The sequence below is a fragment of the Pseudomonas batumici genome, from assembly GCF_036585405.1.
In the GTDB taxonomy this organism is placed as follows: domain Bacteria; phylum Pseudomonadota; class Gammaproteobacteria; order Pseudomonadales; family Pseudomonadaceae; genus Aquipseudomonas; species Aquipseudomonas batumici.
Genome location: NZ_CP144470.1, coordinates 3,583,503 through 3,596,000 on the forward strand (window position 1 = coordinate 3,583,503; position 12,498 = coordinate 3,596,000).

The following is a 12,498-nucleotide window of genomic DNA, read 5'->3' on the forward strand; positions in this document are numbered from 1 at the left end:
GTTGCCGTGACCTTCAGCGCTTGTTCAGTACCCGCGCCAACCGATCCCCACCCAACTGGATCATCGCCACCAGGATCACCAGCAACACGATCACCGTCAGCATCACCTGGCTGTCGAAACGCTGGTAACCGTATCGGTAAGCGATATCCCCCAAACCACCCGCGCCAATGGCACCGGCCATGGCCGAGGAGTTGATCATGGTCACCAAGGTGATGGTGAAACCGCCGACTATCCCCGGCAACGCCTCGGGCAACAGCACGTGCCAGACGATATGCCAGCGCCTGCAACCCATGGCCTGGGCCGCTTCGATCAGGCCAGGATCGACCTCCCGCAGGCTCACCTCGGCGATCCGCGCAAAGAACGGTGTGGCGGCGATGGTCAACGGCACCACGGCCGCCCACACGCCATAGGTGGTCCCGACGATCAACCGGGTAAAGGGAATCAGCGCCACCATCAGGATCAGGAACGGGATTGAGCGAAACAGATTCACGAACGCCCCCAGCACCCGGTTCACCGCTGGCGCTTCATAGATCCCGCCCTTGCCGCAGGTGACCAGGATCACCGCCAGCGGAATGCCCAACAGCAAGGCGATCAGCGACGACACGCCGACCATCAGGAAGGTGTCGATCACCCCCTGCCACAAGCGATCAAGCCACATAACCCAGCACCTCCACCTGTTGCGCCCAACGCCCGGCCCGCTGGCGCAGCTCCTCGGCCGCCAGCGACGAACCGCTCACCGACAACAGCAATTGCCCCAGCGCATGCCCCTGGATCCGTTCGACACCGCCCTGCAGCAAGCGCACGCGCCCGCCGAGGGCACTGAACAGCGCCGCCAGGTCCGGCTCGTCAGCCGCGCTACCGGTCAACTGCAGGCGCAACACCACCGCCGACTCCGAGGACTGCGGCCGTGCCTGCAAACGCTCTTGCAGCTCCGCCGGCAAAGCGTGTTGCAAGGGCGCCAGCAAGGTTCGACTGACCTGATGCTGCGGGTCGCCGAACACCTGCCAGACCGGCCCCTGCTCCACCACCCGGCCATGCTCCAGCACCACCACCCGGTCGCAGATCTCGCGGATCACCGCCATCTCATGGGTGATCAGAACGATGGTCAGGCCCAGGCGCTGATTGATCTCCCGCAGCAAGCCGAGGATCGACTGGGTGGTTTCCGGATCCAGCGCCGAGGTGGCCTCGTCGCACAGCAGGATCGCCGGGTCATGGACCAGCGCCCGGGCAATCCCCACCCGCTGTTTCTGCCCGCCGGACAACTGCGCCGGGTAGGCCCCGTGCTTGTCCCGCAGGCCCACCAGTTCCAGCAGCTCGCGCACCTTCTGTTCCCGTTGCAGCCTGGGCACCCCGGCCACCTTCAACGGCAGTTCGACGTTCTGCCAGACCGTCTTCGCCGACATCAGGTTGAAGTGCTGGAAAATCATGCCGATGCGCCGACGCAGTTCCACCAGGCGGTTTTCATCGAACTCGCCGATGTCGACCTGATCGATCAGCACCCGCCCCGCACTCGGTTGTTCCAGGCGATTGATGGTGCGGATCAGCGACGACTTGCCGGCGCCGCTGCGGCCGATGATGCCGAACACCTCGCCGCGCTGGATCGCCAGGTCGATGCCTTGCAAGGCGTGCACCGGGCCCTGGCGGCCCTCGTAGGTCTTGCCCACGCCGATAAAGCGCACATGGGCACGATTGAGTTCGGGGTGCAGCTCGGTCTGTTCGGCGCTACGCGGCGTTTCCTCACGCGGGCGCTGGAGGCTGACGACACTCATGTCAGCCTTCCCAACCGGCCTGGTACAGCTTGCCATGGGCCTTATCCAGGGCCGCGCGCACCGCCGGCGAGTGCTGGTAGATATCGACGAACTTGATCAGGCGCGGATCGTTTTTCTCCTTCGGCTGGATCACGAACTGGATCACGTATTCCTTGTGATCGAGACCATCGAACAGCAGCGCGGAGCCGGGATCGAAGGTCTTCGCCAGGCGGATATAGGCCGGGTAGCCCTGCACCAGGTCGGCGTCGTCGTAGGCACGCACCAGTTGCACGGCTTCGACCTGGAGGATCTTGATCTGCTTCGGGCTGCCGACGATGTCGTCTTCGGTGGCCTTGTAGCCGACGCCGGGCTTCAAGGTGATCAAGCCGGCCTTGGCCAGCAGTTGCAGGCCACGACCGCTGTTGATCGGGTCGTTGGCGATGGCCACGGTGGCGCCTTGCGGCAGTTCGTCGAAGCTTTTGTACTTTTTCGAGTAGAGACCGACGTTGTTGATGATCCCGGGGGCAAAGGGCACCAGGTCGAAACCAGCGGCGGCCTTGGCGTTTTCCAGGAAGGGAATGTGCTGGAAGTAGTTCACGTCGATATCGCCGGCGGCCAGGCTGACGTTGGGCGCGATCCAGTCGGTGAACTCCACCAGCTCGACTTTCAGGCCCTGTTTGCCGGCCTCTTCGACGGCGGCTTCCAGTGGAATGGCGAAGGCGGCGGTGGTGCCGACCTTGAGTGGGGCGTCGGCGGCGTGGGCCACGGCGCTGAAGAGGCCGAGGGCCAGGGCCAGTGCTTTGACCGGTTGGATGAGGCGTGTTGTTTTCATGATGGGTTTCCAGTCAGGACATGGATTGTTTGGTGTCTGGGCGGGCCTCATCGCTGGCAAGCCAGCTCCTACAGGGTCCGTGGTGTTTGCGGGTCAGATGGCTGGCGATAGCCCGCACCTGCATGCTGTTCGGGCAGATGGGCCGCGCCATGGAACAGCTTTTCGCGCAAGGTCCCGCCGTCATAGGCGGTCTTGTACGACCCGCGCCGCTGCAACTCCGGAATCACCAGGTCGATGAAGTCCACGTAGCTTTCCGGGGTGACGATGCGCGTCAGGTTGAAGCCGTCCAGCCCGGTTTCTGCGATCCATGACTCCAACTCATCGGCCACCTGCCCGGGCGAGCCGACCACGGTGAAATAGCGCCCGCCCAAGGCATGCTGCTCAAGCAATTTGCGCCGGGTCCAGTCATTGTTCTGCAGGTTTCGGGTCGCCGACTGGATCGCATTGCTCTTCACATACTGGATCGGCTCATCCAGCTCATACTCGGAAAAATCGATCGCGGTGGACGCGGAAAAATGCGCCACCCCGGCCTCCGCACTGGCATAGCCCAGGTACTCGGCGTGCTTGGCCCAGGCCGCCGCCTCGGTCTCGCCGACAATCACGTTCAAGCCCATGAACACCTTGATGCCTTCGGGATCGCGTCCCGCCGCCACCGCACTCGCGCGTACCTTGTCCACCTGGACCTTGGTCGCGGCCTTGTTCTGCCCGCTGATGAACACGCACTCGGCATGCCGCCCGGCGAACTCGAGGCCGCGCTCCGAACTGCCGGCCTGGAACAGCACCGGCGTGCGCTGCGGCGAAGGCTCGCAGAGGTGATAGCCCTCCACCTGATAGAACTCGCCGGCGTGACGCACCTTGTGCACTTTCTCCGGCTGGGCGTAGATCCGCCGGGCCGGATCGTTGAGCACCGCATCGTTTTCCCAACTGCCTTCCCAGAGTTTGTAGAGCACCTCCAGGTACTCGTCGGCCTGATCGTAGCGACGGTCATGCTCGATCTGTTCCTCGAGGCCCATGGCCCGGGCGGCGCTGTCCAGGTAACCGGTGACGATGTTCCAGCCGACCCGCCCACGGCTCAGGTGATCGAGCGTCGACATCCGCCGGGCGAACAGGTACGGCGCCTCGTAGGTGAGGTTGGCGGTCAGGCCGAAACCGAGGTGTTTGGTCACCGCCGCCATGGCCGAAACCAGCAGCAGCGGATCGTTGACCGGCAACTGGATCGACTCCCGCAGCGGCACCTCCACCGAACCCTGGTACACGTCGTAGACCCCGACGATATCGGCGATGAACAGCCCGTCGAACAAACCACGCTCCAGCAGCTGCGCCAGCCCGGTCCAGTATTCCAGCGTCTTGTACTCGGTCGAGTTGTCCCGCGGATGGGTCCACAGGCCGTGGTTGATATGCCCGATGCAGTTCATGTTGAAGGCGTTGAGCAGGATCTTTTTCTTCGCCATCAGATCGTTCCCCGCAGCGGCGGATTTTCCGCATTGAGGTAGTAGTTGCCCACCGCGTGGTACTTCCAGCGCACCGGGTCGTGCAGGGTGTGCACCCGCGCATTGCGCCAGTGGCGGTCCAGCCCGTGTTCGGCCAGGGTCGCCTGGCTGCCGGCCAGCTCGAACAGACTGCTGCCGGCGGCCAGGGAGATCTCGGTGCTGATGGCCCGCGCCTCGGCCACCGCAATCGAAGCCGCCGCGATGGTTTCGGCGTTGGTCTCGGCCTGGGCTCGGTCGAGATACTCGCCGGCCCGCTCCAGCAAGGCCTCGGCGGCGTGCAGGCGAACGCTCAGGTGGCCGAGGCTCTTGAGGGTCAACGGATCGTCGGTGGCCTTGTCACTGCCGGCATCGATCCACGGCCGCGTGCGGGTGCGGACAAAGTGCAAGGTGTCCTCATAGGCGGCGCGGGCAATGCCGGTGTCGATGGCCGCATGGAGAATCTGCGCCAGCGGGCCGACCGGGGTCGGACGCTCGAAGGCACTTTGAAAGGGAATCACATCCTCGGCAGCGACAAAAACGTCCTCGAACACCACCGAACCGCTGCCGGTGGTGCGCTGGCCAAAACCGCTCCAGTCGTCGATCACGTTCAGGCCGCTGCTGTCGCGAGGCACGAAGGCCAACTGCTGGACACCCTGCTCATCCACCACCGAGGTCGGAATGCGCTGGGCATACAAGGCCCCCGTGGCGTAGAACTTGCGTCCGTTGATGCGATAGCCGTCGCCGTCCCGGCGCAAGCTGGTGATACGGTCATGGGCCGTCTTGGTCCCCAGTTCGGCCAAGGCATTGCCAAAGCGTCGACCGGCGAGCACCTCGGCATACAGACGCTGTTTCTGCGCCTCGCTACCGTTCACCCGCAACACTTCCAGGGCATAGAAATGGTTCTGCGGAATCTGCCCGAGGGACGCATCGGCCTCGGCGATCAGTTGCGTGACCTTGGCCAGGGTGACATTGGACACACCGGCACCGCCGTAGGCTTTCGGCACGCTGATGCCCCAGAGGCCCGAACGGGAAAACACCTCCAGTTCGGCCAACGGCAGACGCCGTTCACGATCGCGCAGGACGCTGTCGCGCTTGAAGTCTTCGGCCAGGTCGCCGGCCACGATCAGGGCTTGCTCGTCGCTGTCGATGACCGCGACGTGTTGAGAAAGAGTCATGTGCTTCTCCAGAGGTCGGGTCGTCAAATCCAGGAATGCCGGGCCGGCAAGCTGCCGTTCAGGCGATAGGCGCCAATGGCGTGGTATTTCCAGCGCACCGGGTCATGCAGGGTGTGCACCCGGGCGTTGCGCCAGTGCCGGTCGAGGTTGAATTCCGCCAGGGTGGCGCGGCTGCCGGCCAGCTCGAACAGCTTCTCGCTGGCGAGCAGGGCGATTTCGGTGGTGAGGACCTTGGCCTCGGCCACGGCAATCGAGGCCCGCGCCGCACCCGCCGCATCCACCGGCCCGGCGCTGACCTGGTCAAGGACCTGCCCGGCCTTGCGCAACAGCGCCTCGGCGGCGTGCAGTTCGATTTTCAACTTGCCGATATCGGCGATCACGTAGAGGTCGTCGCTGGCGCGCTCGACCTTGGCGTCGATCCACGGCCGCGAACGCTCGCGGACAAAGGCGATGCTGTCGTCGATGGCCCCACGGGCGATGCCGGCGTCGATGGCCGCCTGGATCAGTTGCGAGAACGCGCCCTGGATATTCGGCACCTCGCCCTGGCGCCAGTTGTCCACGACATCGTCCGCTTCCACCCGCACCTGGTTCAGCAACACGGTGCCACTGGCGGTAGTGCGCTGGCCGAAACCCGACCAGTCGTCGACGATGCGCAAGCCCGGCGTGCCGCGCCGGACGAAGGCCATGACCTGCCGGCCTTCGTCGTTGATCGCCTTGACCGCCACCCAGTGGGCAAACAGGGCGCCGGTGGAATAGAACTTCTGGCCGCTGACGACAAAGCCGTCACCGTCGGCATGGATCCGGGTCTTGAGCTCCAGGGTGTTTTTCGTGCCACGCTCAGGCCCGGCATTGCCGATGCGCCAGCCTTCCAGCACGCTCTGGAACAGCTGCTTTTTCTGGCGCTCGGTAGCCGTGCCCTGGAGCAACTGGAGAATGCCGAACTGGTTCTGCGGGATCTGCCCGAGCGCCGGATCGGCGGCGGAAATGATCGCGAAGACCTCGGCCACGGTGACGAATGAAACCTGCGGGCCACCGTACTCCCGGGGAATGGTGATGCTGCCCAGACCGCTGCGGGTGAACTGCTCGATCTCGGCCCAGGGCAGCTTGCGCTGGCGATCGCGGCGCGCGGCCTGCGAGCGGGCGACCTCGGCCAGCTCACGGGCGGCCTGCAGGGCTTCGGCGTCGTTGCGCAGCACCCGGGCCGGCAACAACAGGGGGGCCATATCCAGGTCGCTGCGGACCTGTGCTTCGTGCAAGTTAGACATCAACGCCACTCCGTGGCGCGCGCAATGCCCTGGCGATCCGCACGAGGGTGATTGTGTTCCTGACCATACCGACCTCATCTCTTTTGGGAGGCGTCGCAACAGCGCGACGCCATCGAAATCAAACAAGTCCGGTGGTCCGGTTCATATACCCTAAGCGCGTATAAAAATTAAATAAACTAACCTTTGGGAATATGCATAGAAGGTCAGCCTCTCACCCCCGGCAGGGCTGGGCGAGCTTGGCGAAATCCGGGCGCGGGGCCCTGATGTAGTGCCGGGCGCTGCCGACCCTGAGTCGTCTCGCCGGGGCCCAGCGGGAGTTGTTGCCGACCCGGTCGATCACGCAGTAAGTGAGTTCCAGGCCGCTGTCCTCGCCGGCTTCCTGGATCACCGCCGGGGGCACGAAGAGCCTGACCGGCTTGCCGATGTCCTCACCGGCGAGCTTGGGCAGGTCCAGGCGTACATCGCCCCAGAGCAGGGTGATTTCGTCCTCGGCCGCCATGTTCAGATAAGGCGCCAGGGTCAGCGGCACCCCCCGGCGCATCTGGCTGGGATTGACCCCGTAGCGCTGGATCGGCGCGGGAATGATCAGCGGGGCCAGCCCCTGGTTTTCCTCACCGAAGGGCTGACCGCCCGGGCAGGCGAGCTTGACCGGCACCTTGAGCCGACGCGAACAGGCGCCGCCACTGCCCACGTGCAGGACCCGATAGTGAACCCGCGCCACCCCTTCCTGCACGAAACTCTCCGGCACCCGCAGACTGAGGGACTGGCCGACGTCATGCGCCGACACCTGTCGGGCCGTCACATAACAATCGTCCCAGAACAACTCGACCAGGTCGCCCTCATCCATGCCGACATAGGGCCTGATGACAATCGACAACTGCGCGGCGGCCAGCAGGCCGATACCACGTCCATGGGCCTGGGGAACGACAGGCGGAGCCAGCCGCAGGGTGTCCTGAAAATGCGTCATGAAAAAATCCTTTTTGTAGGGTGACGAAAAGTCCAACGTGCAGGCGCAGGCCTAGGCCGCATGAACCACCGTTGTCCTTGAACCTCAACAGGCGTCCTTACCGTCGCAAATGCTGGGGCGCGCACGCGCAGTCCGGCGAACAATTGGCCGAAACGTGCATGCGGTCCTGATAACGTCGTGCAGGTTGAGAAGTGCAGCTAAGAGTTTTGCGCAGAGGGTGTCAAGCCATTAAACGGTCATGACGAAGATCGCCAGGGAATTCAGATAATTCCTACTTTGACGGCCTTTACAGTGAAAGCAAAGTCACAGGAAGTCGGTAGTAAACACTTAATACCTGACACTCGATAAAACAATGATTCGAAACCGTCGTACTCACTCCCTGAGTACGCCTTATTAATTAAGAAGTTTCCTACTTGTTCTCCAGAAACTTACTGAGAAACTGCCGGGTGCGCTCTTCCTTGGGATGGGCAAACAGCGCCTTGGCCTCACCTTGCTCGACGATCACGCCCTTGTCGAAAAAGATCACCCGATTGGCCACATCCCGGGCAAAGCCCATTTCGTGGGTGACAATCACCATGGTGCGCTTTTCTTCGGCCAGGCCACGAATGGTTGCCAGCACCTCACCCACCAGCTCCGGGTCGAGGGCCGAGGTCGGCTCGTCGAACAGGATCACCTCCGGCTCCATGGCCAGCGCCCGGGCAATCGCCACCCGTTGTTGCTGGCCACCGGAAAGCCGGCGCGGGTAGGCGTCTTCCTTGCCCGCCAGGCCGACCTTGGCCAGCAGCTTGCGTCCCAGGGCAAGGGCCTGGTCACGCGGGGTCTTCTTGACCACCAGCGGGCCTTCGATGACGTTCTCCAGCGCCGTGCGGTGAGGAAACAGGTTGAAGTTCTGGAACACGAAACCCACCTGCTGGCGCAGCTTGCGCACCAGGCCCAACTGCTGGTTCAGCGGACGGCTGCCATCGATCTCGATGTCGCCGACCTTGATCCGGCCGCTGGAGGGTTCCTCGAGGAAATTCAGGCAACGCAGGAAAGTGGTCTTGCCGGAACCGCTGGGACCGATGATGGCAATCACCTCGCCGACCTCGACCGTCAGGTCGATGCCGTTGAGCACGGTCTGCCCCTTGAATTGCTTGGTCAGTTTTTCAACCACGATCATGCTTCAAGACTCCTGGTCATGCCGATTGACCCGCGCTTCCAGACGGTGCTGCAAGTGCGCGAGCACGCTGGCGAGGACCCAGTAGATCAGGGCGGCGGCAAGATACATGGTGAAGATTTCAAAGGTCCGGGCGGTGATCAGCTGGGCCTGGCGGAACAGTTCCGGAACCTGGATGGTCGCGGCCAGCGCCGTGTCCTTGACCAGGGAAATGAAACTGTTGCCCAACGGTGGCAGGGCCGTGCGGGCGGCTTGCGGCAGGATCGCCCGACGCAGGGTCTGCGCCCGCGACATGCCGATGCTCGCCGCCGCTTCCCACTGGCCGCGCTCGATGGAGCTGATGGCAGCCCGGAGGATCTCACAGGCGTAGGCCGCCATGTTCAGCGAAAAGCCGATCAACGCGGCGGGCAGCGGCTCCAGCTCGATGCCCATCTGCGGCAGTCCGTAATAGATCACGAACAACTGGACCAGCAGGGGTGTGCCGCGAAAGAACGACACATAGACCCTGGCGATCCAGCTCACCAGCGCGAAGCGCGACAGCCGCATCAAGGCCAGGCCGAAGCCCAGCAACAAACCGAAGAACATGCCGCCCAGGCTGAGGATGACCGTGAAGTACGCGCCCTGGAGCAGGAAGGGCGCGGAGTCCAACGCTAGCTGGAAAGCTGCTTCCATTATTGGGTGACGTCAGCGTTGAAGTACTTTTCCGACAGCTTTTTCAAGGTGCCGTCGGCGCGCAGCTCGTCGATGGCCTTGTTCACCGCGGCCAGCAACTCGGGTTCGCCTTTGCGCAGGGCGATGCCGGCTTCCTGGCGGGAGAACGGTTCGCCGGAGACGGCCAGCGTGTCGTTGGTCTTCTTGATCAGTTCGAAGGCCGCCAGGCGGTCCACCAGAATCGCGTCGATACGGCCTACGCGCAGGTCCTGGTACTTGGTCGGATCATCGTCGTAGGTCTTGATGATGGCTTTCGGCACGTTGTCCTTGAGCCATTGTTCATAGTTGGTACCCAGGCCGACACCGACCTTGTGGCCCGCCAGATCCTGGGCGGTCTTGAACTTGTCGGCGTCCTTCTTCTGCACCAGGGCCTGGATGCCGGAAACGGTGTAGGGCTCGGAGAAGTCATACTTCTTCTTGCGCTCTTCGGAGATGGTCACCTGGTTGATCACCGCGTCCAGGCGCTTGGACTCCAGGGCCGCGAGAATGCCGTCCCATTTGGTCGGTTGCAGCTTGACCTTCACACCGAGCTTTTTCGCCAGGGCTTCGGAGAATTCGACTTCGAAACCGGCCAGCTTGCCGTCTGCACCGACGAAGCTGAACGGCGGGTAGGTGCCTTCCAGGCCGACGTTGATGGTGCCGGCCTTCTTGATGCTGTCCAGCTGCTCACCGGCAAAGGCCTGGCCCAGCAGGCCTGCACCGAGCACCAAGCCCAGGCTGCCGACCAGCAGACGCTTGCGAAATGCGGAAATATTCATGACGAGCCCCGTGTGTATTCTTATGGGAAGGAACGCAAATCTGACGCTCTGAAGAGCAGCGTCAATCCTGCCTTAAAGCGGCGTTGGCGTCTCGCGCCAATTCGCCCGCGCCGCGACTATAGCGGGCGTTTTATATTCTATAAAATAATAAAAAACTATTTATATATTCTATTTTTACACAGCATCGCCGGCAAGCCGGGCTCCTACAGGGTCCGCGCTCGCCTTGCGATCAAGGTCGGGTTACAGCATAGCTTCGTAGGCAAACAATGCCGGAGCGCCACCAGTGTGGAGGAAGATGATCGGGCCGTCCTCGAAACGCTGGAGAGCGATGCCATCGAGCAGCCCGGCCATGGCCTTGCCGGTGTAGACCGGGTCGAGCAGGATGCCTTCCTGGCTGGCCAGCAGCTTGACCGCCGCCAGTGTCCCGGCGTTCGGCTCGCCATAACGCGGGGCGAAATACTCATCCCACAATTCGACCTTGAAGCTGGCCGGTACCGACACCCCCAGCAACTCGGCCGTGCGCTCGGCCAGGCCCTGCACCTTCGGACGCTGCGCCTCGTCGCTACGGGACACCGTCACCCCGACCACCGGCAACCGCGGCAGCGCTTCGCTCAAGGCCAGGCCCAGGCCGCTGTGGGTCCCGGCGCTGCCGGAGGCCAGCACCACCGCGGCAAACTCCAGCCCGCTGTCCTCGATCTGCGCCGCCAGTTCAAATCCGGCCCGCACATAACCCAGCGCGCCCAGGGCGTTGGAACCGCCGATCGGCACCAGGTACGGCTTCTTGCCGTTGCCACGCAGGCGCTCGGCCAGGGCCTGCAACTGCTCGTCGGCATTGTCCAGGTTGTCCACCAACTCGACCCGGGCGCCGAACAGGTCCAGCAACAAGCGGTTGCCGTTGCCCAGGTAGTTGGCGTCCTTGGTACCGATGGGATTCTCCAGCAGGGCCACGCAGCCCAGTCCGAGACGGGCCGCCAGGGCCGCCGTCTGGCGCACATGGTTGGACTGGATGGCGCCGGCGGTGATCAGCGTATCGGCGCCGACCGCCAGGGCATCGGCCCCCAGGTATTCCAGCTTGCGCAGCTTGTTGCCGCCCAGGGCCAGGGGGGTCAGGTCATCGCGCTTGATGTAGATATCGCGGCCGACCCACGCCGACAGGCGTTCGAGCTTTTCCAGGGGGGTGGCCTGGGCCAGGAGTTCCAGACGGGTAAAACGGGCAAGCTGTTGTTTGATCATGGGGCCGAGCTGACTGTGGGAGGTGCCTGGACTATAGGCAGCGGCTTTTCGCCAGGCAACTGTCATTCGCTTATGCCGAAAAATTCTGAGCAAAGCACCATTCGTTCTTAATTGCCGTTTGTGCCGGTGCCGTAAAGTGGAAGTCATTCAGGCGACCTGATAGGCCGGTCGTCGAGCCGGAGATTTGATCGTGAGCGAGCGTTCCAGCCATTGGCAACTACAGACCATCGTCAGCCAGTTGCGCAGCGCCCGGGATGAGTGGCGCAGCCGTAACGGCCGGGTCAGCGACGAACAGGGCGGCCGTGAACTGCCGTCGCGCCAGGCCATGGCCGAGATCCTCGAGTCGCTCTGCGGCGCGCTGTTTCCCATGCGCCTGGGACCGGTGGACCTGCGTGAGGAAAGCGAAGACTTCTACGTCGGCCACACCCTGGACGCGGCCCTCAATGCCCTGCTGGCCCAGGCCCGCCTGGAACTGCGTTACGTGGCGCGGCACGGCGGCGAGTCGGACAGCGAGGTCCAGGCCAAGGCCGTGCAACTGATCCAGGACTTCGCCATGGCCCTGCCGGAGTTGCGCCGGATGCTCGACACCGACGTGCTGGCGGCCTACCACGGCGACCCGGCGGCGCGCAGCGTCGATGAAGTGCTGCTGTGCTACCCGGGGATTCTCGCGGTGATCCATCATCGCCTGGCCCATCACCTGTACCGGGCCGGGTTGCCGTTGCTGGCGCGGATCAGTTCGGAAATCGCCCACTCGGCCACCGGGATCGACATTCACCCCGGGGCGCAGATCGGCCGCAGTTTCTTTATCGACCATGGCACCGGCGTGGTGATCGGCGAAACCGCCATCATCGGCGAGCGGGTGCGGATCTACCAGGCGGTGACCCTGGGCGCCAAGCGCTTCCCGGCGGATGAGGACGGCCAGTTGCAGAAGGGCCATCCGCGCCACCCTATCGTCGAGGACGACGTGGTGATCTACGCCGGGGCGACCATCCTCGGCCGCATCACCATCGGCCGCGGCGCCACCATCGGCGGCAACGTCTGGCTGACCCGCAGCGTGCCGGCCGGCTGCAACCTGACCCAGGCCAACCTGCAGCAGCATGAGGACGGAACGCAGCGCTAGCTCGCCACAAAGTCGCACCGCCGAGCCCTGCGATTAGTCCTACAGACCACATCCGTGTTTAACT

General features: G+C 63.7%; 12 protein-coding genes. 1 reads left to right on the plus strand and 11 read right to left on the minus strand.

What is annotated here, in order from left to right; translation table 11 throughout:
* Positions 1-13: 13 nt before the first annotated feature.
* The 11 genes from NUH87_RS16160 to NUH87_RS16210 form a co-directional block, all read right to left on the minus strand.
* Positions 14-658 carry a methionine ABC transporter permease gene (locus NUH87_RS16160; protein WP_338521617.1) on the minus strand — a complete coding sequence of 215 codons (645 nt, stop codon included), beginning with the start codon at positions 656-658 and terminating at the stop codon, positions 14-16.
* On the minus strand, positions 648-1,769 hold the full coding sequence (locus NUH87_RS16165) for a methionine ABC transporter ATP-binding protein (protein ID WP_338521619.1): 1,122 nt from the start codon (positions 1,767-1,769) through the stop codon (positions 648-650). Before NUH87_RS16165 ends, NUH87_RS16160 begins: the two co-directional genes overlap by 11 nt.
* 1 nt (position 1,770) lies before the next feature.
* Entirely contained in the window at positions 1,771-2,580 is an 810-nt protein-coding gene (locus NUH87_RS16170) for a MetQ/NlpA family ABC transporter substrate-binding protein (RefSeq protein ID WP_338521621.1), read from the minus strand.
* A gap of 68 nt (positions 2,581-2,648) precedes the next feature.
* Positions 2,649-4,031 carry an LLM class flavin-dependent oxidoreductase gene (locus NUH87_RS16175; RefSeq protein ID WP_338521623.1) on the minus strand — a complete coding sequence of 461 codons (1,383 nt, stop codon included), beginning with the start codon at positions 4,029-4,031 and terminating at the stop codon, positions 2,649-2,651.
* Positions 4,031-5,224, minus strand: a complete 1,194-nt coding sequence (locus NUH87_RS16180) for an SfnB family sulfur acquisition oxidoreductase (RefSeq protein ID WP_338521625.1) — start codon at positions 5,222-5,224, stop codon at positions 4,031-4,033. Before NUH87_RS16180 ends, NUH87_RS16175 begins: the two co-directional genes overlap by 1 nt.
* Positions 5,225-5,247: 23 nt before the next feature.
* A complete protein-coding gene (locus NUH87_RS16185; RefSeq protein ID WP_338521627.1) occupies positions 5,248-6,489 on the minus strand; it encodes an SfnB family sulfur acquisition oxidoreductase in 1,242 nt (413 codons plus the stop codon).
* A gap of 211 nt (positions 6,490-6,700) precedes the next feature.
* On the minus strand, positions 6,701-7,456 hold the full coding sequence (locus NUH87_RS16190; RefSeq protein WP_338521629.1) for a hypothetical protein: 756 nt from the start codon (positions 7,454-7,456) through the stop codon (positions 6,701-6,703).
* Between the two features lie 409 nt (positions 7,457-7,865).
* Positions 7,866-8,615, minus strand: coding sequence for an L-cystine ABC transporter ATP-binding protein TcyN (gene tcyN, locus NUH87_RS16195; RefSeq protein ID WP_040071458.1), 750 nt, complete (start codon positions 8,613-8,615; stop codon positions 7,866-7,868).
* Positions 8,616-8,618: 3 nt separating this feature from the next.
* Positions 8,619-9,284, minus strand: a complete 666-nt coding sequence (gene tcyL, locus NUH87_RS16200; RefSeq protein ID WP_338521631.1) for a cystine ABC transporter permease — start codon at positions 9,282-9,284, stop codon at positions 8,619-8,621.
* The gene (gene tcyJ / locus NUH87_RS16205) at positions 9,284-10,081 is read right to left on the minus strand and encodes a cystine ABC transporter substrate-binding protein (protein ID WP_338521634.1); all 798 of its coding nucleotides are present in this window, start codon (positions 10,079-10,081) and stop codon (positions 9,284-9,286) included. Before tcyJ ends, tcyL begins: the two co-directional genes overlap by 1 nt.
* A 240-nt stretch (positions 10,082-10,321) precedes the next feature.
* On the minus strand, positions 10,322-11,314 hold the full coding sequence (locus NUH87_RS16210) for a D-cysteine desulfhydrase (protein ID WP_338521636.1): 993 nt from the start codon (positions 11,312-11,314) through the stop codon (positions 10,322-10,324).
* A gap of 190 nt (positions 11,315-11,504) precedes the next feature.
* On the opposite strand from NUH87_RS16210, the gene epsC reads away from it, so the two are divergent.
* On the plus strand, positions 11,505-12,434 hold the full coding sequence (epsC, locus tag NUH87_RS16215) for a serine O-acetyltransferase EpsC (RefSeq protein ID WP_040071989.1): 930 nt from the start codon (positions 11,505-11,507) through the stop codon (positions 12,432-12,434).
* Positions 12,435-12,498: the final 64 nt, after the last annotated feature.

Coding starts and splice junctions, on each gene's coding strand:
- NUH87_RS16160 (WP_338521617.1), bottom strand. CDS start 658: ATGTGGCTTGATCGCTTGTGGCAGGGGGTGATCGACACCTTCCTGATG.
- NUH87_RS16165 (WP_338521619.1), bottom strand. CDS start 1,769: ATGAGTGTCGTCAGCCTCCAGCGCCCGCGTGAGGAAACGCCGCGTAGC.
- NUH87_RS16170 (WP_338521621.1), bottom strand. CDS start 2,580: ATGAAAACAACACGCCTCATCCAACCGGTCAAAGCACTGGCCCTGGCC.
- NUH87_RS16175 (WP_338521623.1), bottom strand. CDS start 4,031: ATGGCGAAGAAAAAGATCCTGCTCAACGCCTTCAACATGAACTGCATC.
- NUH87_RS16180 (WP_338521625.1), bottom strand. CDS start 5,224: ATGACTCTTTCTCAACACGTCGCGGTCATCGACAGCGACGAGCAAGCC.
- NUH87_RS16185 (WP_338521627.1), bottom strand. CDS start 6,489: ATGTCTAACTTGCACGAAGCACAGGTCCGCAGCGACCTGGATATGGCC.
- NUH87_RS16190 (WP_338521629.1), bottom strand. CDS start 7,456: ATGACGCATTTTCAGGACACCCTGCGGCTGGCTCCGCCTGTCGTTCCC.
- tcyN (WP_040071458.1), bottom strand. CDS start 8,615: ATGATCGTGGTTGAAAAACTGACCAAGCAATTCAAGGGGCAGACCGTG.
- tcyL (WP_338521631.1), bottom strand. CDS start 9,284: ATGGAAGCAGCTTTCCAGCTAGCGTTGGACTCCGCGCCCTTCCTGCTC.
- tcyJ (WP_338521634.1), bottom strand. CDS start 10,081: ATGAATATTTCCGCATTTCGCAAGCGTCTGCTGGTCGGCAGCCTGGGC.
- NUH87_RS16210 (WP_338521636.1), bottom strand. CDS start 11,314: ATGATCAAACAACAGCTTGCCCGTTTTACCCGTCTGGAACTCCTGGCC.